17 protein-coding genes are annotated in these 19,089 nt (G+C 64.4%); 6 read left to right on the top strand and 11 right to left on the bottom strand.

From position 1 onward, the window contains the following. Window positions 1–103 precede the first annotated feature (103 nt). The 4 genes from RQI28_RS19105 to RQI28_RS19090 form a co-directional block, all read right to left on the bottom strand. Window positions 104–1,861 (bottom strand): phosphoethanolamine--lipid A transferase, encoded by a 1,758-nt coding sequence (locus RQI28_RS19105; RefSeq protein WP_311224199.1) that lies wholly within the window; start codon window positions 1,859–1,861, stop codon window positions 104–106. A gap of 217 nt (window positions 1,862–2,078) precedes the next feature. Next, window positions 2,079–2,948 carry an S-formylglutathione hydrolase gene (gene fghA, locus RQI28_RS19100; protein ID WP_311224200.1) on the bottom strand — a complete coding sequence of 290 codons (870 nt, stop codon included), beginning with the start codon at window positions 2,946–2,948 and terminating at the stop codon, window positions 2,079–2,081. Then, entirely contained in the window at window positions 2,945–3,895 is a 951-nt protein-coding gene (locus tag RQI28_RS19095; protein WP_311224201.1) for an alpha/beta hydrolase, read from the bottom strand. The genes fghA and RQI28_RS19095 overlap by 4 nt, the downstream gene beginning before the upstream one ends. 52 nt (window positions 3,896–3,947) lie before the next feature. Then, entirely contained in the window at window positions 3,948–5,057 is a 1,110-nt protein-coding gene (locus tag RQI28_RS19090; RefSeq protein WP_311224240.1) for an S-(hydroxymethyl)glutathione dehydrogenase/class III alcohol dehydrogenase, read from the bottom strand. A gap of 225 nt (window positions 5,058–5,282) precedes the next feature. Between RQI28_RS19090 and RQI28_RS19085 the strand changes: the two genes are divergently transcribed. After that, window positions 5,283–6,296 (top strand): GlxA family transcriptional regulator, encoded by a 1,014-nt coding sequence (locus RQI28_RS19085; RefSeq protein ID WP_311224202.1) that lies wholly within the window; start codon window positions 5,283–5,285, stop codon window positions 6,294–6,296. 103 nt (window positions 6,297–6,399) lie between these two features. Here the strand turns inward: RQI28_RS19085 and RQI28_RS19080 are convergent, their stop codons facing one another. From RQI28_RS19080 to RQI28_RS19050, 7 genes are all read right to left on the bottom strand, one after another. Next, window positions 6,400–7,710, bottom strand: a complete 1,311-nt coding sequence (locus tag RQI28_RS19080; RefSeq protein WP_311224203.1) for a citrate synthase — start codon at window positions 7,708–7,710, stop codon at window positions 6,400–6,402. Window positions 7,711–7,728: 18 nt separating this feature from the next. Beyond that, the gene (locus RQI28_RS19075; RefSeq protein WP_311224204.1) at window positions 7,729–8,025 is read right to left on the bottom strand and encodes a succinate dehydrogenase assembly factor 2; all 297 of its coding nucleotides are present in this window, start codon (window positions 8,023–8,025) and stop codon (window positions 7,729–7,731) included. Between the two features lie 10 nt (window positions 8,026–8,035). After that, window positions 8,036–8,737: a succinate dehydrogenase iron-sulfur subunit gene (locus RQI28_RS19070; protein ID WP_311224205.1), complete on the bottom strand. Its 702-nt coding sequence runs from the start codon at window positions 8,735–8,737 to the stop codon at window positions 8,036–8,038. A gap of 28 nt (window positions 8,738–8,765) precedes the next feature. After that, entirely contained in the window at window positions 8,766–10,574 is a 1,809-nt protein-coding gene (sdhA, locus tag RQI28_RS19065) for a succinate dehydrogenase flavoprotein subunit (RefSeq protein ID WP_311224206.1), read from the bottom strand. Between the two features lie 33 nt (window positions 10,575–10,607). Beyond that, entirely contained in the window at window positions 10,608–10,973 is a 366-nt protein-coding gene (gene sdhD / locus RQI28_RS19060; RefSeq protein ID WP_311224207.1) for a succinate dehydrogenase, hydrophobic membrane anchor protein, read from the bottom strand. A gap of 48 nt (window positions 10,974–11,021) precedes the next feature. Continuing rightward, entirely contained in the window at window positions 11,022–11,456 is a 435-nt protein-coding gene (gene sdhC, locus RQI28_RS19055) for a succinate dehydrogenase, cytochrome b556 subunit (RefSeq protein ID WP_311224208.1), read from the bottom strand. 153 nt (window positions 11,457–11,609) lie between these two features. Continuing rightward, on the bottom strand, window positions 11,610–12,401 hold the full coding sequence (locus RQI28_RS19050) for a GntR family transcriptional regulator (RefSeq protein ID WP_311224209.1): 792 nt from the start codon (window positions 12,399–12,401) through the stop codon (window positions 11,610–11,612). 211 nt (window positions 12,402–12,612) lie between these two features. Here RQI28_RS19050 and RQI28_RS19045 point away from each other — a divergent pair, with 211 nt between their 5' ends. The 5 genes from RQI28_RS19045 to acnB all read left to right on the top strand — a co-directional run bounded on the left by RQI28_RS19045 (window position 12,613) and on the right by acnB (window position 18,861). Further along, on the top strand, window positions 12,613–13,599 hold the full coding sequence (locus RQI28_RS19045) for a malate dehydrogenase (RefSeq protein ID WP_311224210.1): 987 nt from the start codon (window positions 12,613–12,615) through the stop codon (window positions 13,597–13,599). A gap of 16 nt (window positions 13,600–13,615) precedes the next feature. Further along, the gene (gene tam, locus RQI28_RS19040; RefSeq protein ID WP_311224211.1) at window positions 13,616–14,398 is read left to right on the top strand and encodes a trans-aconitate 2-methyltransferase; all 783 of its coding nucleotides are present in this window, start codon (window positions 13,616–13,618) and stop codon (window positions 14,396–14,398) included. After that, window positions 14,395–15,411, top strand: a complete 1,017-nt coding sequence (locus RQI28_RS19035; protein WP_311224212.1) for an aldolase/citrate lyase family protein — start codon at window positions 14,395–14,397, stop codon at window positions 15,409–15,411. The genes tam and RQI28_RS19035 overlap by 4 nt, the downstream gene beginning before the upstream one ends. 55 nt (window positions 15,412–15,466) lie before the next feature. Beyond that, complete coding sequence (locus RQI28_RS19030) at window positions 15,467–16,126, top strand: hypothetical protein (RefSeq protein ID WP_311224213.1); 660 nt, start codon at window positions 15,467–15,469, stop codon at window positions 16,124–16,126. Between the two features lie 128 nt (window positions 16,127–16,254). After that, complete coding sequence (gene acnB, locus RQI28_RS19025) at window positions 16,255–18,861, top strand: bifunctional aconitate hydratase 2/2-methylisocitrate dehydratase (protein WP_311224214.1); 2,607 nt, start codon at window positions 16,255–16,257, stop codon at window positions 18,859–18,861. Window positions 18,862–19,089: the final 228 nt, after the last annotated feature.

Genomic DNA, 19,089 nt, shown 5'->3' with positions numbered 1-19,089 from the left:
TAAAGGAGTCGGGCTATGGGCGCGAGGGATCGACCCATGGGCTGGCGGATTACCTGCACACCCAGTATTTGTGCCAGGGTGGGTTGGACTGTACAACCGGCCCTCAGATGCGCCGTGGCAAGCCGTTCGAAGACGAAGCGGCCGCCACGGCCCTCACCTTGCCCGCGCAGCTGCTGAACACATCCAGCTGCGGCTGGTAGACGCTGGTCTGCACGTCCATCAGGCCCAGCACTGAGTGAAAGTAGTTGTCGTGCGTGATGCGCCTATCGCCCATGGCCGCTTGCAGGCAGGCGGTGCTGGTGCCGCCGCGCTGCTGCATCGCTGGTGACAACCAGGTGATCCACGGCACGTGCTTTTGCACGTCGGGCGCGATCGCGTAAGGCAGGCCGTGCAGGTAGATGTTGTTCTCGCCCAGTGATTCGCCATGGTCGGCCACGTAAATCATCGAGGTCTGCGCTTCTGCCGAGCGCCCCTGCAGCCAGCGGATGGTGGCGTTCACGAAGTGGTCGGTTTCCACGATGCTGTTGTCGTATGCGTTGACCAATTGCTGCGCGCTGCATTCCTGCAGGCTGACCGATTGGCATTCGGGCTGGAAGGCCTTGCGCTCTGGCGCGGAACGCCGGAAGTACGCCGGGCCATGGCTGCCGATCTGGTGCAGCACGACCACCGTGCCGCGTGCGCGCTGCTCGGCCGGCAGCGCCGCGATGCGCTCGTCGATGCCGCGCAGCATCACCTGGTCGAGGCACTCGCCGTCGGGGCACAGGCCGGGCACGTTCGATGACGCCGTGTTGGCCTCGCCGATGCGGTCGCACACGCCCTTGCAGCCGCCCTGGTTGTCCACCCACAGCACGGCCAGGCCTGCGTGGTGCAGCACGTCGATCAGGCTTTCGTACCGGGCGCTGCGCGATTCATAGGCCGCCTTGCCCAGGTGTGAAAACATGCAGGGCACCGATGCTGCGGTGCTGGTGCCGCAGGACCAGGCGTTGCGCGCGGTGACCAGGTCATTGCGTGCCGACAGCTCGGGCGTGGTGGGCCGGCCGTAGCCGTTGAGCGCGAAGTTGCCGCTGCGCCCCGTTTCGCCCAGCACCAGCACCAGCAGCGGCGGCTTGTTCTGGCCTGCGTAGCTGGCGCCCAGATGCGCGTCGGCGCCCACCGGCATCAGCGGCCCGCTGTCTTGCCGAAACGGGCGCGCGGCCAGGTTGCCCACCGCGTACACGCTGTTGAGCGGGTTGATCATGTAGCGCAGCTGCGTGTGGTTGCGCATGGTGGACGAGAACGGCTGGAATACCACCAGCAGGCACGCCACAGCGGCGGCCAGCGCACCCACCACCAGCAGCAGTTGCTGCAGGGCCAGCCGGCCCCACGGCAGCCGGCGAACGCGCTGGCGGCGCAGCCACCACAGCGGCGGCACGGACAGCGCCAGCACGGTGACGGGCAGGCGCCAGGTGAACAGGGCAGCGGCCTCATGCGCGTCGGTCTGCAACACGTTGATCAGCATGTTGGTGTCGATCACGACGCCGTACGCCGACATGAAGTAGCAGCCGAAAGCCGCTGCCAGCACGGCCGCCGCCAGCACGGGTTTGAGCGCGAAGCGCCAGGCCGCCAACGCCAGCACAGCCGCATTGCCCGCCGCCACGATGGCCATGAAGGCCAGCAAAAAGACGACGCGCTGCGGGCCGTGGTCGCCAGGCAGATCCATCACCGCGCGCCACAGCGGCACGTTGCAGGCCGTGGCCAGCCAGAGGCTGATCAGCAGGATCACCCGCGCGGGGTGAATGGTGTCGTCAAGCTGGGCCGCCGCGCCTGGATGGCGTGCGGTGCGGGGGCGCTGCAGCGCGGGAAAGGGCAGGATCAGGGGCATGGGGCGCGATTCTTCGGCCCCGCGCTTAACGCCACATTAAGGGTGCGATGCGGCGTTCGTCTCTTCTGCTAACGCCGTGGTCAACTGCCTCTGGATACTATGGTTTTCATAGCTGCTAGCGCTTGTCTTATGCGATATTCAAGGTGTTTTCATATTGAATCGCCCATAGGTAAAGCGCAAGCAGCTATCGATAAGATAGCATCTTCTTGAGGTTCTCTCAGCCCTGCAGCGCTTGCGCGTGGTGGCGCAGGTGGTCTTCGATGAAGGTCTGGATGAAGTAGTAACCGTGGTCGTAGCCGGCATGCTGGCGCAGCTCCAGCGGCTGGCCGATGGCGTTGCACGCGGCTTCGAACAGGTGCGGGTGCAACTGGTCGGTGAGGAATTTGTCAGCCAGGCCCTGGTCGATGAGGATGCCGCCGGGGTAGGGTGCGACGGGCTGGTTCTGCATCAGCACGGTGGCGTCGTGCTCGGCCCAGGCGCTGCGGTCGGGCCCCAGGTAGCCGGTGAAGGCTTTCTCGCCCCAGGGGCACTGCGTGGGCGCGCAGATGGGCGCGAAGGCGGACAGCGACCGGAACAGGCCCGGGTGCCGCAGCGCCAGCGTGAGGGCGCCATGTCCGCCCATCGAGTGGCCGAAGAGCCCCAGGCGCTCACCGTCGATGGGCTGGTGTTCGCGCAGCAGCGGCAGCAGTTCGCGTGTGAGGTAGCTCTCCATGCGCCAGTGCGTGCGCCAGGGTTCTTGCGTGGCGTCGAGGTAAAAACCCGCGCCAATGCCAAAGTCCCAGCTGGCGGTGGCGCCTTCCAGCGCTTCGACCGCCGCCCCGCGCGGGCTGGTGTCGGGTGCGATGAGCGCGATGCCCAGCTCGGCCGCCAGCCGCTGCGCGCCGGCTTTGACCATGAAGGTTTCTTCGTTGCACGTCAGCCCGGCCAGGTAGAGCAGGGCGGGCACGGCGCCGGTTTCGGCCTGCGGTGGCAGGTAGATCGACAGCTTCATCGGCAGCCCGATCTCTTGCGATTCGTGCTGCAGGAAAAGCTGCGTACCGCCGAAGCTGGCGTGGCTGGACAAGGTCTTGAAAGGCGTGGTGGTCATGCGAAGGTGTCCGGGTTCTGTTCACGCACCAGGTGCAGCACGGCCCGGGCGAAGGCCTCGGGCAGCTCCTGGGGCAGGTTGTGGCCGGCGCCGGGCAGCACGCGGTGTGCATGCCCGCCGGTGAAGTGGTGGGCGTGCGCGGCAGTGCCCTGCACCGGCATCACGCCGTCATCGGCACCGTCCAGGGTGATGGCCGGCACGATGATGTCGGGCTGGGCGGCCAGGCGCGCTTCGATGGGCGCGAGTGCCGGATCGCCGGGCGCACCCGGGTGGGCGTGCCGGTGGCGGTACGAATGGATGACCACGTCCACGAAGTCCGGGTGGTCGAACGCCGCGGCGCTGCGCGCGAAGGTCGCATCGTCGAATTTCCAGGTGGGCGACCACTGGCTCCACAGCAGGCGGCAGAGTTCGTCGCGATGGGTTTGCAGGCCCGACCGGCCACGCTCGCCCTGAAAGTAATACTGGTACCAGTGGCGCTGCTCGTTGGCCGGCACCGCCGGTGTGCCTGCCGCCGCGATGTGCTGCAGGTTGTAGCTGTTGACCGACACCAGTCCCGCGCAGCGCTCGGGCCAAAGCGCGGCCACCACGCAGCACGCGCGCCCGCCCCAGTCGTAGCCGGCCAGCACGGCGCGGTCGATGTGCAGCGCGTCCAGCAGCGCCAGCAGATCGGCGCCCAGCGCGGCCTGCTCACCCGATCGCGGCGTGGCCGCGTCGACGAACGCAGTCGCGCCGTACCCGCGCAGGTAGGGCACGATGACGCGGCAGCCCTGCGCGGCCAGCAGCGGGGCCACGGCTTCGTAGGCGTGAACGTCGTACGGAAAGCCGTGCATCAGCAGCACGGGCGGTCCGTCCTGCGGGCCGCTTTCGCAAAAGGCCACGTCCAGCACGCCGGCGCGCACGCGGCGCAGTGCGCCTAGGCAAGCAGCAGGGGAGAGCGTGGCGGTCATGGTCTTGTCCAGTGATGCGGTGAGCGGCTGCGCAGGGCGGGATCGGTGTGGATCAGTAATGCACCACCGAGCGGATCGACTTGCCTTCGTGCATCAGGTCGAACGCGTCGTTGATGCCCGGCAGCGGCATGGTGTGGGTGACGAAGGGTTCGAGCTGAATGCGGCCTTCCATGGCGTCTTCGACCATGCCCGGCAACTGGCTGCGGCCCTTGACGCCGCCGAAGGCCGAGCCCAGCCACTTGCGGCCGGTGACCAGCTGGAAGGGGCGCGTGGAGATCTCTTGCCCCGCACCGGCCACGCCGATGATGACCGACTGGCCCCAGCCGCGGTGCGCGCATTCCAGCGCGGCGCGCATCACGTTGACGTTGCCGATGCACTCGAAGCTGTGGTCCACGCCCCAGGTCGTCATCTCCACGATCACTTGCTGGATCGGTTTGTCGAAGTCCTTGGGGTTCACGCAGTCGGTGGCGCCGAAGGTGCGGGCCAGGTCGAACTTGGACGGGTTGGTGTCCACTGCGATGATGCGGCCGGCCTTGGCCAGTTGCGCACCCTGAATGACCGCCAGGCCGATGCCGCCCAGGCCGAACACGGCGACGGTGTCGCCCTCCTGCACCTTGGCGGTGTTCTTGACGGCGCCCAGGCCGGTCGTCACGCCGCAGCCCAGCAGGCACACCTGTTCGGGGTTGGCGTCGGGGCTGATCTTGGCGAGCGACACCTCGGCCACGACGGTGTATTCGCTGAACGTGGAGCAGCCCATGTAGTGGTAGATGGGCTGGCCGTTGTAGCTGAACCGCGTGGTGCCGTCGGGCATGACGCCCTTGCCCTGCGTGGCGCGCACGGCCACGCACAGGTTGGTCTTGCCGCTCTTGCAGAACAGGCACTCGCCGCATTCGGCGGTGTAGAGCGGAATGACGTGGTCGCCCGGCTGCACGCTGGTCACGCCTTCGCCGACTTCCACCACAATGCCCGCGCCTTCATGGCCCAGCACGACAGGGAACAGGCCTTCCGGGTCATCGCCCGACAGCGTGAAGGCGTCGGTATGGCACACGCCGGTGTGCGTGATGCGGATCAGCACTTCGCCTTTTTGCGGTGGGGCCACGTCGATCTCGACGATCTGCAGGGGTTCTCCGGCCTTGAAGGCCACGGCGGCGCGGGATTTGATGCTCATGGGGTTGTCCGTCCTGTTGGGGGTGTCTGAAGAGGAAAGTGCGCACGCACGCAAGTTGCGGGGCAGATCCATCACTTTAGGCCATCTGCCCGCCGTTGCCGGCCCATTGGCCGCATGAACGAGGGGGTTGGCCGAATTCCACGGTGCCGGCCGGCGGCGGACATCGCGTCTATAGTCGGGCGCGTTTGTCGTCCCGCTTACCCATTTCTCTGCGTCTCCATGGAACCTCACCGCCACACCACCGCGCACCGCGTCGACCTCGTCGTTTACCCAGGCTTCAAGGCGCTGGAAGCCGTGGGGCCGATGTCGGTGTTCGACTATGCCAACGTGCATCTGCGCCGGCATGGCCGGCCCGACGGATACGAGGTGCGTGTGGTGGCGGCACAGGCCGGGCCAGTGCAGTCGGACACGTTGATGGCGCTGGATGCGACGCACACCCTGGCCGAGCTGGAAAAGGGCGGTGCGGGGTGCACCGTGTTGCTGGTGGGCTCGCGCGACATCGAGCAGGTGCTGGCCGCATCGGGCGACCTGGTGGCCTGGACGGCCCGGGTGGCGCCGCGGGTCGCCCGCATGATCGCGCTGTGCTCTGGCAGTTTCTTTCTGGCGGCGGCCGGCTTGCTGGACGGCCGGCGCGCCGCGACGCACTGGAGCGTGGCCGGCCTGCTGCGCCAGCGCTACCCGGCCATCGACGTGGATGCGGACGCCATTTACGTGCGCGACGGGCATCTGTGGACGTCGGCCGGCGTGACAGCGGGCATCGACTTGGCGCTGGCGGTGGTGGAAGAAGACTTCGGCCACGAACTGGCGCTGGAGGTGGCGCGCGACTTGGTCATGTACCTCAAGCGGCCGGGCGGGCAATCCCAATTCAGCGTGCAACTGGCCAGCCAGAGTACCGGCCACCGCGACATCCAGGCCGTGCAGAACTGGGTGTTGCAACACCTGGCCGAGCCCATGCCAATGGCTGCACTGGCCGGGCGGGCCGCGATGAGCGAGCGGCATTTCCGCCGCATCTTCCAGCAGGAGACGGGGCAGACGCCTTCGGCCTTCGTTGAGTCGGCCCGGCTGGAAGGCGCGCGGCGGCTGTTGGAGTCGCAGGGCTCGTTGCCCCTCAAGACGGTGGCTGCCCGCGTGGGCCTGGGGTCAGAGCAGGCGCTGCGGCACTTGGTCGTGCGGCACCTGGGCATCACGCCGCAGGCGTACCGCGAACGCTTCGGGGGGCCGGTGCGGCGCTGATCACGCCATTGATCAGCGCCATGAAAACAGCCCGCGGGCATTGCTGCCAGCGGGCTGAGGTCTGAGTCGCTGCAGCAGGCCGGCCGGCCTGCGCAAAAACCAATCAGCGCGTGCCGATAGGCTTGACGTCGCGGCGCTCGGCGCCCACGAACAGCTGGCGCGGACGGCCGATCTTGTACTCGGGGTCGCCGATCATTTCGTTTAGCTGGGCGATCCAGCCGACGGTGCGGGCCAGCGCGAACACGCCGGTGAACAGGTTCACTGGAATGCCGATGGCGCGTTGCACGATGCCGGAGTAGAAGTCCACGTTCGGGTAGAGCTTGCGCTGCACGAAGTAGTCGTCTTCCAGGGCGATCTTTTCCAGCTCCTTGGCCAGGGCGAACAGCGGGTCTTTTTCCAGGCCCAGTTCGGCCAGCACTTCATTGCAAGTCTCTTGCATGAGCTTGGCGCGCGGGTCGTAGTTCTTGTACACGCGGTGACCGAAGCCCATCAGTTTGACACCGGAGTTCTTGTCCTTGACCTGCTTGATGAACTCGCCGATCTTTTCCACGCCGCCCTGGGCCTGGATGTCATGCAGCATGTTCAAGGCGGCTTCGTTGGCGCCACCGTGTGCGGGGCCCCAGAGGCAGGCCACGCCCGCGGCGATGGCGGCAAACGGGTTCGTGCCCGAAGAGCCGCACAGGCGCACCGTGGAGGTGGACGCGTTCTGTTCGTGGTCTGCGTGCAGGATGAAGATGCGGTCGAGCGCGCGTTCGAGCACGGGGTTGACCTTGTACTCTTCGCACGGCGTGCCAAACATCATGCGCAGGAAGTTGCCCGAGTAGCTCAGGTGGTTCTGCGGGTACATGTACGGCTGGCCCACGCCGTACTTGTAGGCCATGGCGACCAGCGTAGGCATCTTGGCGATCAGGCGGATGGCCGAGATCTCGCGATGCTGCGGATTGTTGATGTCCGTGCTGTCGTGATAGAAGGCCGACAGTGCGCCCACCAGACCGGTCAGAACGGCCATCGGGTGAGCGTCGCGGCGGAACCCACGCAGGAAGAACTGCATCTGCTCGTTGACCATGGTGTGGTTGGTCACGCGGTTGTTGAAGTCAGTCTTCTGGGCGTCGTTCGGCAACTCGCCGTTCAGCAACAGGTAGCAAGTTTCCATGAAGTCGCACTGCGTCGCCAGTTGCTCGATGGGGTAGCCGCGGTAAAGCAATTCGCCCTTGTCGCCATCGATGTACGTGATGGACGACTGGCATGCCGCCGTCGAAAGGAAACCGGGGTCGTACGTGAACATGCCCGTCTGCGCGTACAGCTTGCGGATGTCCACCACGTCGGGGCCGATGCTGCCCTGGTACACGGGAAGATCCACGCTGGGGCTGCCGTTGCTGAACGATAGCGTTGCCTTGTTGTCTGCCAGTTTCATTTCAATTTCCTTCTGTTGTTAGCCCGCAAGCGCAGGAGGGGGTGCCGCCACCCGAGGGCGCAGCTGTTCAAGCACTTCCTTGATGGTCGGCGTGTCGATATCGCCCGTGAGTTCCTTGCGCCGAAGCAGCAGGTCCAGCAGGTCGTTGTCGGGTAGATCCATCAAGGTCGTGAGACCTTGCGCCTGGCTGGCAGTCAGGCGCGAGCCGTAGGTGGCGAAGAACTGTTCGATGAACAGGTCGTTCTCCACCAGACCGCGGCGGCAGCGCCATTGGAGCTTCGCTGCCTCGCGTTCGTCGAGCAATGCTTCGGACATCGTCAAGCCATCAGATGGCGCGACGCACCATCAGTTCCTTGATCTTGCCGATGGCCTTCGTGGGGTTCAGACCCTTGGGGCACACGTCCACGCAGTTCATGATGGTGTGGCAACGGAAGAGGCGGTACGGATCTTCCAGGTTGTCCAGGCGCTCGCCCGTGGCTTCGTCGCGGCTGTCGGCGATGAAACGGTAGGCTTGCAGCAAACCGGCGGGGCCCACGAACTTGTCGGGATTCCACCAGAAGCTGGGGCAGCTGGTCGAGCAGCTGGCGCACAGAATGCACTCGTACAGGCCGTTGAGCTCGTCGCGCTCTTCAGGGGACTGCAGGCGCTCTTTCTCAGGCGTGATGCTTTCCGTGATCAGGTACGGCTTGATCGAGTTGTACTGTTTGAAGAACTGCGTCATGTCCACGATCATGTCGCGGATCACGGGCAGGCCCGGCAGCGGCTTGAGCACGATGGTGCCCTTGAGCGTGTTCATGTTGGTCAGGCACGCCAGACCGTTCTTGCCGTTGATGTTCATCGCGTCGGAGCCGCACACGCCTTCGCGGCAGGAGCGGCGGAACGAGATCGACGGGTCTTGTTCCTTGAGCTTGACCAGGGCGTCCAGCAGCATGCGTTCGTGGCCGTCGAGTTCGATCTCGATGGTCTGCATGTAGGGCTTGGCGTCCTTGTCCGGATCGTAGCGATAGATTTGGAAAATGCGCTTCATGGGGTGTTCTCTCGTGAGGCTGCGGGGATCAGAACGTGCGAACCTTGGGAGGCACGCTGTCCACCGTCAAGGGCTTGAGGTTGACTGGCTTGTAGGTGAGGCTGTTGTCAGCGCTGTGCCACAGCGTGTGCTTCATCCATTCCTTGTCGTTGCGGCCCAGCGGGAATTCGGCGTGGTCGGCGGGCTGCTCGTAGTCGTACACGGTGTGGGCGCCGCGGCATTCCTTGCGGGCTGCGGCAGACGTCATCGTGGCTTGCGCCACTTCGATGAGGTTGTCGACTTCCAGCGCTTCCATACGCGCGGTGTTCCAGACTTTGGACTTGTCCTTGAGCGTGATGGATCCCACTTGCTCACGGATGCCGTTGATCTTGACAACGCCTTCGTTCATGCTGTCTTGCGTGCGGAACACGCCGGCGTGCTGCTGCATTGATGCGCGGATGTCGTTGGCCACGTTCTGTGCGTACGTGCCCTGATTCGACTCCTGCAGTTGATTCAGACGCGTCAGCGTGCGGTCAGCGCCATCGGCCGGCAGCGGCTTGTGCTCGCCGCTGTTCTTGACCAGATCGACGATGTGGCGGCCGGCCGACTTGCCGAACACCAGAAGGTCGAGCAGCGAGTTGGTGCCCAGGCGGTTGGCGCCGTGCACCGACACGCAGGAGCATTCGCCCACGGCATAGAGGCCGTTCACGACCTGGTTGTTCACGTCGCCGTTCTGGATGACGACCTGACCGTTGATGTTGGTCGGGATGCCGCCCATCTGGTAGTGGATGGTGGGCACGACAGGAATCGGTTCCTTGGTGATGTCCACGTTGGCGAAGTTAACGCCGATCTCGTACACCGAAGGCAGGCGCTTGTGGATGGTGTCTGCGCCCAGGTGGTCGAGCTTGAGCATCACGTAGTCCTTGTTGGGACCACAGCCACGGCCTTCCTTGATTTCCTGGTCCATCGAGCGCGAGACGAAATCGCGCGGCGCCAGATCCTTCAAGGTGGGCGCGTAGCGCTCCATGAAGCGTTCGCCATTGCTGTTGAGCAAAATGGCGCCTTCGCCGCGGCAGCCCTCAGTCAGCAGCACGCCCGCACCGGCCACGCCGGTGGGGTGGAATTGCCAGAACTCCATGTCCTGCAGCGGAATGCCGGCGCGTGCCGCCATGCCCAAGCCATCGCCGGTGTTGATGAAGGCATTGGTGGACGCCGCAAAAATGCGGCCGGCGCCCCCGGTGGCCAACAGTACGGCCTTGGCTTGCAGTGCATACAGCTCGCCGGTTTCCAGCTCCAGTGCCATCACGCCGACCACGTCGCCCGAAGCGTCGCGGATCAGGTCCAGCGCCATCCATTCGACGAAGAAGTTGGTCTTGGCCTTGACGTTCTGCTGGTACAGCGTGTGCAGCATCGCATGGCCAGTACGGTCGGCCGCTGCGCACGCGCGCTGCACCGGCTTTTCGCCGTAGTTGGCGGTGTGGCCGCCGAATGGGCGCTGGTAGATCGTGCCGTCAGGGTTGCGGTCGAACGGCATGCCAAAGTGTTCCAGCTCATACACCACTTTGGGTGCTTCGCGGCACATGAACTCGATGGCGTCCTGGTCGCCCAGCCAGTCGGAGCCCTTGATGGTGTCGTAAAAGTGGTAGTGCCAGTTGTCCTCAGACATGTTGCCGAGCGATGCCGACACGCCGCCCTGCGCTGCCACGGTGTGCGAGCGAGTAGGGAAGACCTTGGAGAGCGAGGCCACGTTCAGGCCCGCGCGGGACAGTTCCAGCGCGGCACGCATGCCGGAGCCGCCCGCGCCGACGATGACGACGTCGAACTTGCGGGTGGTGATATTCGCTTTGGTATAGCTCATTGTTGGTTGTCTTTCAGTCGCGGGGAAATCGGATCAAAGGCGCCAGAGGATCTGAATGCCCCAGCCTGCGCAGCCGATGAGCCAGAAGATCGTTGCCGCCTGCAGCGCCAGACGCAGGCCGACAGGCTTGACATAGTCCATCAGCACGTCGCGCATGCCGACCCAGGCATGCCAGGCGATGGCGATGACGACCGAGAAAGTGAGCACCTTCATCCACTGCGCCGAAAAGATCGATGCCCAGCGGTCATAGCCGATAGGGCCCTTGGTGAGCACCAGCTGTGCCAGCACGACAATGGTGAAGACGGCCATCAGGACCGCAGTGACGCGCTGGCTGAGCCAGTCGCGCAGGCCATAGTGGGCACCGACGACGGTGCGCTTGGAACCATAGTTCACGGACATGGGGAGACCTTGGATTTATGTGGTGGGGAACAGGGGTGAGTTGGCCGGTCAGTACAAGCCGAACAGCTTGGCGCCGAGAACCAGGGTGAGGGCGATGCTGATCACGAGGGTGGCCTTGGCCGACTTCTGACCGAATTCCTTGCTCACGGCATCGTGGCTCACATCCATCCAGAGGTGGCGCAGGCCTGCCGTGAAGTGGTGCAGGTAAGACCAGATCAATGCGAGCACCACGAGCTTGATGAACCAGCCGGGGATGAAGCCCAGCCCTGCCGTGAAGGCGGAGGTGAACTTGCCGAAAGAGATCTCTGAAGACACAGAGGTGTCGAACATCCACAGCACGAAGGGCAGCAGTGCCAACATGATCACACCGCTGATGCGGTGCAGGATCGACACCCATCCTGCAGGCGGCAGGCGATAGGTAGGCAGGTCCGTGATGGCGTTGATATTGCGAAATTCAGGCCGTTTCTTGGCTAGCTCGGTCATGGCGGGGGCTTTCGTGGATGTAACTGCGTTGTAATTGCACGGGCAAACAACCCAAAATTCTATTGCAATGCAACAACCAGGGGGGTGCGGACACTGCGTATTTTCGGTTTCAACGGGCTTTAGGTAATAGGTTGTGCCAAGAGACCATGGGAATCAGTTGAGATCGTTGCGGTAATGATGAGTGTCCGTGCGGTACAGACCATGCCGTAACTCCATCGGAACATCGTTGTAGGTGTAGGCCAGTCGCTCAACGCTGAGCAGCGGAGCCTGCTCGCTGACATTCAAAGCCAGCGCCTGGGCGGCATCCGGCAGCACGGCTCGAATCTTTTCTTCGGCGCGCACCATGCGCACTCCAAAGTCGATCTCGAACATGGCATAGGTGGGGCCCTGGTAATCGGCAAGACGTTCAGCCGTCAGGCCTTTGAACGCATGGCCTGGCAACCAGATGTCTTCCAGGATGGTCGGCTCGCCGCTGAACGCCAGAATGCGCCGCGCCAAAATGACTGGGTCGCCAGTGCGAAGCATGAGCGATCGCGCTACATCGGCGCTCGCCCGCATGCGGCGGCATTCCAGCACGGCGCGCTGCGCCGGGCCTTCGTCATTGGCATCGCCTGCGTCAGGTTGCAGTTTCAGGAAGCGGTACTGCACATGCCGTTCGGCATGCGTTGCGACGAAGGTGCCTTTGCCCTGTCTGCGGGTCACTAAGTTTTCTGCTGCCAGCTCGTCGATGGCCTTGCGCACCGTGCCCTGGCTGACCCGAAAGCGCGCAGCCAGCTCCATCTCGCTGGGAATGGCCTCGCCGGGCTTCCATTCACCGTGCTGCAGGCTGTGGAGGATAAGTCCTTTGATCTGCTGATACAGCGGGCTGAAGGCAGGCGTCGGCCCTGCAGCGCCGCCCGGAGGCAGGGCTGCGCTGTCGGAGGCGGCAAAGGGCGTGGAGGACATGGGGGGGGTGGCGCAGGCTTGGCGCCGTGGCGCGGGTTGCCAAGTCAGGCAAACCGCAATCATATCTTATATAAGACATAAGACAAATTGACCCTGCGCTTGATTCAGCAGTACACTCCGAGGCTGTTTTGCAGTGCACGGGCCGCTGGTGACTGGCGCTGGTGCATCTTGCACCGACACCTGTTTCTTCATTCTTTTTTGGAGTTTTCACATGAGCAAGAAGCCCGTCCGCGTTGCCGTTACTGGTGCAGCCGGCCAAATCGGTTACGCCCTGTTGTTCCGTATCGCATCCGGCGAAATGCTCGGCAAAGACCAGCCTGTCATCCTGCAACTGCTCGAAGTCCCGGTTGAAGGCCCCCAGAAGGCGCTCAAGGGCGTGATGATGGAACTGGACGACTGCGCATTCCCGCTGCTGGTTGGCATGGAAGCCCACAGCGACCCAATGACCGCCTTCAAGGACGCCGACTATGCGCTGCTGGTCGGTTCGCGCCCACGTGGCCCCGGCATGGAGCGCGCCGAGCTGCTGGCCGTCAACGGCGCCATCTTCACCGCACAAGGCAAGGCCCTGAACGCCGTGGCCTCGCGCAACGTGAAAGTGCTGGTCGTCGGCAACCCTGCCAACACCAACGCCTACATCGCCATGAAGTCCGCGCCTGACCTGCCACGCAAGAACTTCACAGCCATGCTGCGCCTGGACCACAACCGCGCTGCCAGCCAGATTGCTGCCAAGACCGGCAAGGCCGTGGCTGACATCGAAAAGCTCACCGTCTGGGGCAACCACTCGCCCACGATGTACGCTGACTACCGTTTCGCCACCATCAACGGCGAAAGCGTCGCCAAGATGATCAACGACCAAGAATGGAACGCCGACACCTTCTTGCCCACAGTGGGCAAGCGTGGCGCGGCCATTATTGAAGCACGCGGCTCCTCGTCGGCTGCATCGGCTGCCAACGCCGCCATCGATCACATGCGCGACTGGGCTCTGGGCACCAACGGCAAATGGGTCACCATGGGCATTCCATCGGACGGCCAGTACGGCATTCCCAAGGACACGATGTTCGGCTTCCCGGTTACCTGCGAAAACGGCGAGTACAAGATCGTCGAAGGCTTGGAGATCGACGCGTTCTCGCAAGAGCGCATCAACAAGACGCTGGCTGAGCTGCAAGGCGAGCAAGACGGCGTCAAGCACCTGCTGTAAGCACCGGGGGTCGCGCGTGCTCGACTGGAATCCTGCGCTTTATCGCCGTTTCGAAGACGAGCGCACGCGCCCGGCGCAAGAGCTGCTGGCGCGCGTTCCGCATCCTGCGCCCACCCGTGTGGTGGATCTCGGTTGCGGCCCGGGCAATTCCACCGAGCTGCTGGTGCAGCGCTTTCCTCAGGCGCAAATTACCGGCCTGGACAATTCCGATGCCATGCTGGCCACTGCGCGTGAGCGCCTGCCTGGCGTGGCTTTCGTCGCGGGTGATATCGCCCGCTGGGAGCCGGCGCCTGGCGCCGCACCCGACCTCATTTACGCCAATGCCTCCCTGCAATGGGTGGCAGGGCATGAACAACTGATTCCAAGGCTGCTGCGCAGTCTGGCCCCTGGCGGCGTGCTGGCAATCCAGATGCCGGACAACCGCCGGGAACCCACCCATCGCCTGATGCGTGAGGTGGCCGCCGATGGCCCGTGGGTCAAGGCCATAGGCAACCCCGACGCGGTACGCACCCAGCTGCTGGACATTGATGGCTACTACGACTTGCTGGCGACCGAAGCCGCGCAGGTGGATGTGTGGCACACGGTGTATCAGCACGTCATGCCATCTGCGTCAGCGATTGTCGACTGGGTGCGTTCGACCGGGCTCAAGCCTTTCGTCGATCCGCTGCCCGAGCCATTGCGCTCCGCTTTCCTGACCGAGTACGAGCGACGTGTTGACGCCGCCTATGCCGTGCGTGCGGATGGCAGTCGGCTGCTGGCCTTTCCGCGTCTCTTCATCGTTGCGCAGCTTTCCGCATGAGCGAGCCCGCTTCCTTCGCTCACCCAGCGCAGGTTCTGCTGGGCGCCCAGGCGAGTGCCATGCATTTGCCGGTCTGCGATCATTACAGCGGTGTCGAGGGGCGCATGCGCAAGAGCCTGTCACTGCAAGCCGAACTCACGGCCGAGTATGGCCACTGCGTGTTCGATGTGACGCTCGATTGCGAAGACGGTGCCCCGGTAGGTCAAGAGCGTGAACACGCCAGCCTGGTGGCAGCGCTGGCGCGTGACGCGGCCCCGGCGGCGCGCGTGGCTGCACGGGTGCACACGGTGGACCACCCGGCCTTTGCCAACGATGTGGCCACCATTGCAGGCGAGGCCGGCCACCGTCTGTGCCACGTCATGATTCCCAAGGTGGAGTCGGTGGACGACGTGCTGCAGGCCGAGCGCGCGTTGCAGGTAGCGGGTGCCGGTCATGTGCCGCTGCACGTGCTGATCGAGTCTCCGGCTGCGGTGCAGCGCGCCTTCGAGATCGCGGCGCACCCGCGCGTGCAAAGCCTGAGCTTCGGGCTGATGGATTTCGTCTCTGCCCATGGTGGGGCCATTCCAGCTGCGGGCATGAGCGCGGCGGGCCAGTTTGAGCACCCGCTGGTCGTGCGCGCCAAGCTGGAGATTGCCTCGGCCTGCCACGCCCACGGCAAGGTGCCGTCCCATTGCGTCGTGACCGAGTTCAGCGACGCGGTGGCACTGCAAGCCGCCGCCAGCAAGGCCGCGCGAGAATTTGGTTTCACCCGGATGTGGAGCATTCACCCCGGTCAGATCCGGCCCATTCTGGCGGCCTTTGCCCCCGCTGGCGATGAGATCGCCCAGGCGGCCCGGATCATTTCTGCCGCTGTTCATGCTGACTGGGCTCCCGTCAGCGTGGACGGCGTTTTGCACGATCGCGCGAGCTACCGCTACTTTTGGCAGGTGCTGGCGCGTGCTTACCAAACTGGCCGAGCGCTGCCCGAGACGGCGCAGGCCTGGTTTCCCCAAGCCGATATCCCGGCCCTTTGATTGTTCCCAGCAGGTTTGTTTACATACTGCTTTCCCCCCGAGTTGGAGTCACCCCATGAAGTCCTTGATCGCTTCCGCGTTGATGCTGCTGGCCCCCGCGCTGGCGCTGGCGCAAACGACTGACGCCGCCAAGCCTGCGCCCGCCAAAACCACGGCCAAGCCTGCCGCCAAGGCCGCGGCCAAGCCGGCAGACGCATCCGCCAAGAAGGCCCCTGTAGCCAAAACCACCAAGTCCGCTGCAGACAAGGCCGCTGCGGCCAAGGCCAAGGCCAAGGCGACCAGCAGCCGCACCCAGCTCAAGAGCGCCACGGGGCAGGTGGCGTCAGGCTTCATTGCGGCCGAAGAAGCGCTGTCGCCAGCAGAGCTGTCGATCGCCGAGCGCGTGCACACCGGCCGCATCGCCTGTGAACTGGGTGCCTTCGTCAGCATCGAGCGCGACCCTGCATCGCCCGGTCGGTTCAACCTCGAAGGCAAGGGCTTCAAGTACCGCATGACTCCCGTGGCGACCAGCACGGGTGCCGTGCGCCTGGAAGATCAGCATGGCGGCGCGGTCTGGCTTCAGATCGCCAACAAGTCGATGCTGATGAACCAGAAGGCAGGCCAGCGCTTGGCCGACGAGTGCATGAGCCCCGAGCAGCTGTTGGTGGCCGAAGGCCTCAAGACCAATCCGCAGCCGAGCGTGCTGGACCCACTGCCTGCTGCCGCCAGCAAGTGAGTCGAGCGCTGATCCGTCCGGTTTGAAGAGCACCACAGAAAAGACGAATCCGCGCTGAAGGTCGCCCGATGCTTGTCAGGCGCCCAAGCCACCCCACTTTAGAAACGTAGAACCCACCGGAGAAGAAAATGTTGAAAGCCTATCGCGACCATGTAGCTGAACGCGCTGCACTGGGCATTCCGCCGCTGCCGCTCGAAGCCAAGCAAGTGGCCGAGCTCATCGAGCTGATCAAGAACCCGCCGGCCGGGGAAGAGGCTTTCCTCATCGACTTGCTGACCCACCGTGTGCCACCGGGCGTGGACGACGCGGCCAAGGTCAAGGCCAGCTTCCTGGCCGCCGTGGCGCATGGCGACCTCTCCGTGGGACTGATCTCCAAGGCCAAGGCTACCCAGCTGCTCGGCACCATGGTGGGTGGCTACAACGTGCATCCGCTGATCGAGTTGCTCGACGATGCCGAGGTGGCCGGCGTGGCGGCCGAAGGCCTGAAGAAGACGCTCTTGATGTTCGACTTCTTCAACGACGTGGCCGAAAAGGCCAAGGCTGGCAACGCCAAGGCCCAGGAAGTGATGAAGAGCTGGGCCGATGCCGAGTGGTTCACCACCCGCCCTGAAGTCGAAAAGAAGATCACCGTCACCGTGTTCAAGGTGCCCGGTGAAACCAACACCGACGACCTGTCGCCCGCGCCCGATGCGTGGAGCCGCCCCGACATTCCGCTGCACTACCTGGCCATGCTGAAGAACACGCGTGCCGACGCTGCGTTCAAGCCGGAAGAAGACGGCAAGCGCGGCCCGATGCAGTTCATCGACGACTTGAAGAAAAAAGGCCATCTCGTGGCCTACGTGGGCGACGTGGTGGGCACGGGCTCCAGCCGCAAGTCGGCTACCAACAGCGTGATCTGGGCCACGGGCGCTGACATTCCGTTCGTGCCGAACAAGCGCTTTGGCGGCGTCACGCTGGGCGGCAAGATCGCTCCCATCTTCTTCAACACGCAAGAAGATTCGGGCTCGCTGCCCATCGAAGTCGATGTGAGCAAGCTCGAGATGGGCGACGTGATCGACGTGCTGCCCTACGACGGCAAAATCGTGCGCGACGGCGAGACCTTGGTCGAGTTCCAGCTCAAGAGCGACGTGCTGTTCGACGAAGTGCGCGCCGGCGGCCGCATCAACCTGATCATCGGCCGTTCGCTGACCGCCAAGGCGCGCGAGTTCCTGGGCCTTCCAGCCTCCACCGTGTTCCGCCTGCCGCAGGTGCCCGTCGCCACCCAGGCCGGCTTCACGTTGGCGCAGAAGATGGTCGGCCGCGCCGTCGGCCTGCCCGAAGGCCAGGGCGTGCGCCCCGGTACCTACTGCGAACCCCGGATGACCACCGTGGGCTCGCAAGACACCACGGGCCCGATGACCCGCGATGAGCTGAAGGATCTGGCCTGCCTGGGCTTTTCCGCCGACATGGTCATGCAGTCGTTCTGCCACACCGCGGCCTACCCCAAGCCGGTGGACGTGAAGACACACCGCGAACTGCCCGCCTTCATCAGCAATCGCGGCGGCGTCGCGCTGCGCCCTGGCGACGGCGTGATCCACAGCTGGCTCAACCGTCTGCTGTTGCCTGACACGGTCGGCACCGGCGGCGACTCGCATACGCGTTTCCCGATCGGTATTTCGTTCCCCGCCGGCTCCGGCCTGGTGGCCTTCGGTGCCGCCACGGGCGTGATGCCGCTGGACATGCCTGAATCCATCCTGGTGCGCTTCAAGGGCGAAATGCAGCCCGGCGTGACGCTGCGCGACCTGGTGCACGCGATTCCGCTGTACGCCATCAAGCAAGGCCTGCTGACGGTGGCCAAGGCCGGCAAGATCAACGCGTTCTCCGGCCGCGTGCTGGAAATCGAAGGCCTGCCCAACCTGAAGGTCGAGCAAGCATTCGAGCTGTCCGACGCATCGGCCGAGCGTTCTGCAGCTGGTTGCACGATCAAGCTGAACCCCGAGCCGATCAAGGAATACCTCACCAGCAACGTCGTGCTGATGAAGAACATGATCGCCGACGGCTATGCCGATGCCCGCACGCTGGCACGTCGTATCGAAAAGGTCGAAGCCTGGCTGGCCAACCCCAACCTGCTGGAAGCCGACAAGGACGCCGAGTACGCCGCGGTGATCGAGATCGATCTGGCCGACATCAAGGAGCCCATCGTCTGCTGCCCGAACGATCCGGACGACGCCAAGTTCATGTCCGAAGTGTCGGGCACCAAGATCGACGAAGCCTTCATCGGCTCGTGCATGACCAACATCGGCCACTTCCGCGCAGCTGCCAAGCTGCTGGGCGGACAGCGCGACATTCCCGTCAAGCTGTGGGTGGCACCGCCCACCAAGATGGACGAGAGCGAGCTGATCAAGGAAGGCCATTACGCGGCCTTCGGCACAGCTGGCGCGCGCACCGAAATGCCGGGCTGCTCGCTGTGCATGGGCAACCAGGCGCAGGTGCGCGAAGGCGCGACGGTGATCTCCACCTCCACCCGCAACTTCCCCAACCGCCTGGGCAAGAACACCAACGTGTTCCTGGGCTCGGCTGAGCTGGCCGCCATCGCGTCCAAGCTGGGCAAGATCCCGACCGTGGCCGAATACCACGAGGCCATGGGTGTGGTGAACAAGGACGGCGCGTCGATCTATCAGTACCTGAACTTCGACAAGATCGAAGAGTACGCAGACAAGGCCAAGGCGCAGACTGAAGCCGCCTCTGCGGCCTGATCGGCCAGTGGCAGAGAGCCCGCTTCGGCGGGCTTTTTTGCGTCTTGTGTGCTATGGATTTAATAGCTGCTAGCGCTTTGGAGGCAAGCGATACACCCCGATTTGATGGTTAATTGGGAATGGCGGCGCCTTGGTCGTTGCGCGTTTGACTCAGCGCAACATCGAGCGCAGCGGCGCTCCGCACAATGGGCGAGCCCGCAGGTTCGCGCCGGTTACGGCAAGCGATTT

This window comes from Acidovorax sp. WCS2018Noco2-16, assembly GCF_031843945.1.
GTDB lineage: Bacteria > Pseudomonadota > Gammaproteobacteria > Burkholderiales > Burkholderiaceae_C > Paracidovorax.
The sequence above is the reverse complement of the archived record's forward strand: the minus strand, read 5'-3'. Positions and strand labels throughout refer to the sequence as shown.

Bases quoted from the DNA above. Each gene is read 5' to 3' on its own strand.
- RQI28_RS19105 (WP_311224199.1), bottom strand. From the start codon at position 1,861: ATGCCCCTGATCCTGCCCTTTCCCGCGCTGCAGCGCCCCCGCACCGCA.
- fghA (WP_311224200.1), bottom strand. From the start codon at position 2,948: ATGACCACCACGCCTTTCAAGACCTTGTCCAGCCACGCCAGCTTCGGC.
- RQI28_RS19095 (WP_311224201.1), bottom strand. From the start codon at position 3,895: ATGACCGCCACGCTCTCCCCTGCTGCTTGCCTAGGCGCACTGCGCCGC.
- RQI28_RS19085 (WP_311224202.1), top strand. From the start codon at position 5,283: ATGGAACCTCACCGCCACACCACCGCGCACCGCGTCGACCTCGTCGTT.
- RQI28_RS19080 (WP_311224203.1), bottom strand. From the start codon at position 7,710: ATGAAACTGGCAGACAACAAGGCAACGCTATCGTTCAGCAACGGCAGC.
- RQI28_RS19075 (WP_311224204.1), bottom strand. From the start codon at position 8,025: ATGTCCGAAGCATTGCTCGACGAACGCGAGGCAGCGAAGCTCCAATGG.
- RQI28_RS19070 (WP_311224205.1), bottom strand. From the start codon at position 8,737: ATGAAGCGCATTTTCCAAATCTATCGCTACGATCCGGACAAGGACGCC.
- sdhA (WP_311224206.1), bottom strand. From the start codon at position 10,574: ATGAGCTATACCAAAGCGAATATCACCACCCGCAAGTTCGACGTCGTC.
- sdhD (WP_311224207.1), bottom strand. From the start codon at position 10,973: ATGTCCGTGAACTATGGTTCCAAGCGCACCGTCGTCGGTGCCCACTAT.
- sdhC (WP_311224208.1), bottom strand. From the start codon at position 11,456: ATGACCGAGCTAGCCAAGAAACGGCCTGAATTTCGCAATATCAACGCC.
- RQI28_RS19050 (WP_311224209.1), bottom strand. From the start codon at position 12,401: ATGTCCTCCACGCCCTTTGCCGCCTCCGACAGCGCAGCCCTGCCTCCG.
- RQI28_RS19045 (WP_311224210.1), top strand. From the start codon at position 12,613: ATGAGCAAGAAGCCCGTCCGCGTTGCCGTTACTGGTGCAGCCGGCCAA.
- RQI28_RS19035 (WP_311224212.1), top strand. From the start codon at position 14,395: ATGAGCGAGCCCGCTTCCTTCGCTCACCCAGCGCAGGTTCTGCTGGGC.
- RQI28_RS19030 (WP_311224213.1), top strand. From the start codon at position 15,467: ATGAAGTCCTTGATCGCTTCCGCGTTGATGCTGCTGGCCCCCGCGCTG.
- acnB (WP_311224214.1), top strand. From the start codon at position 16,255: ATGTTGAAAGCCTATCGCGACCATGTAGCTGAACGCGCTGCACTGGGC.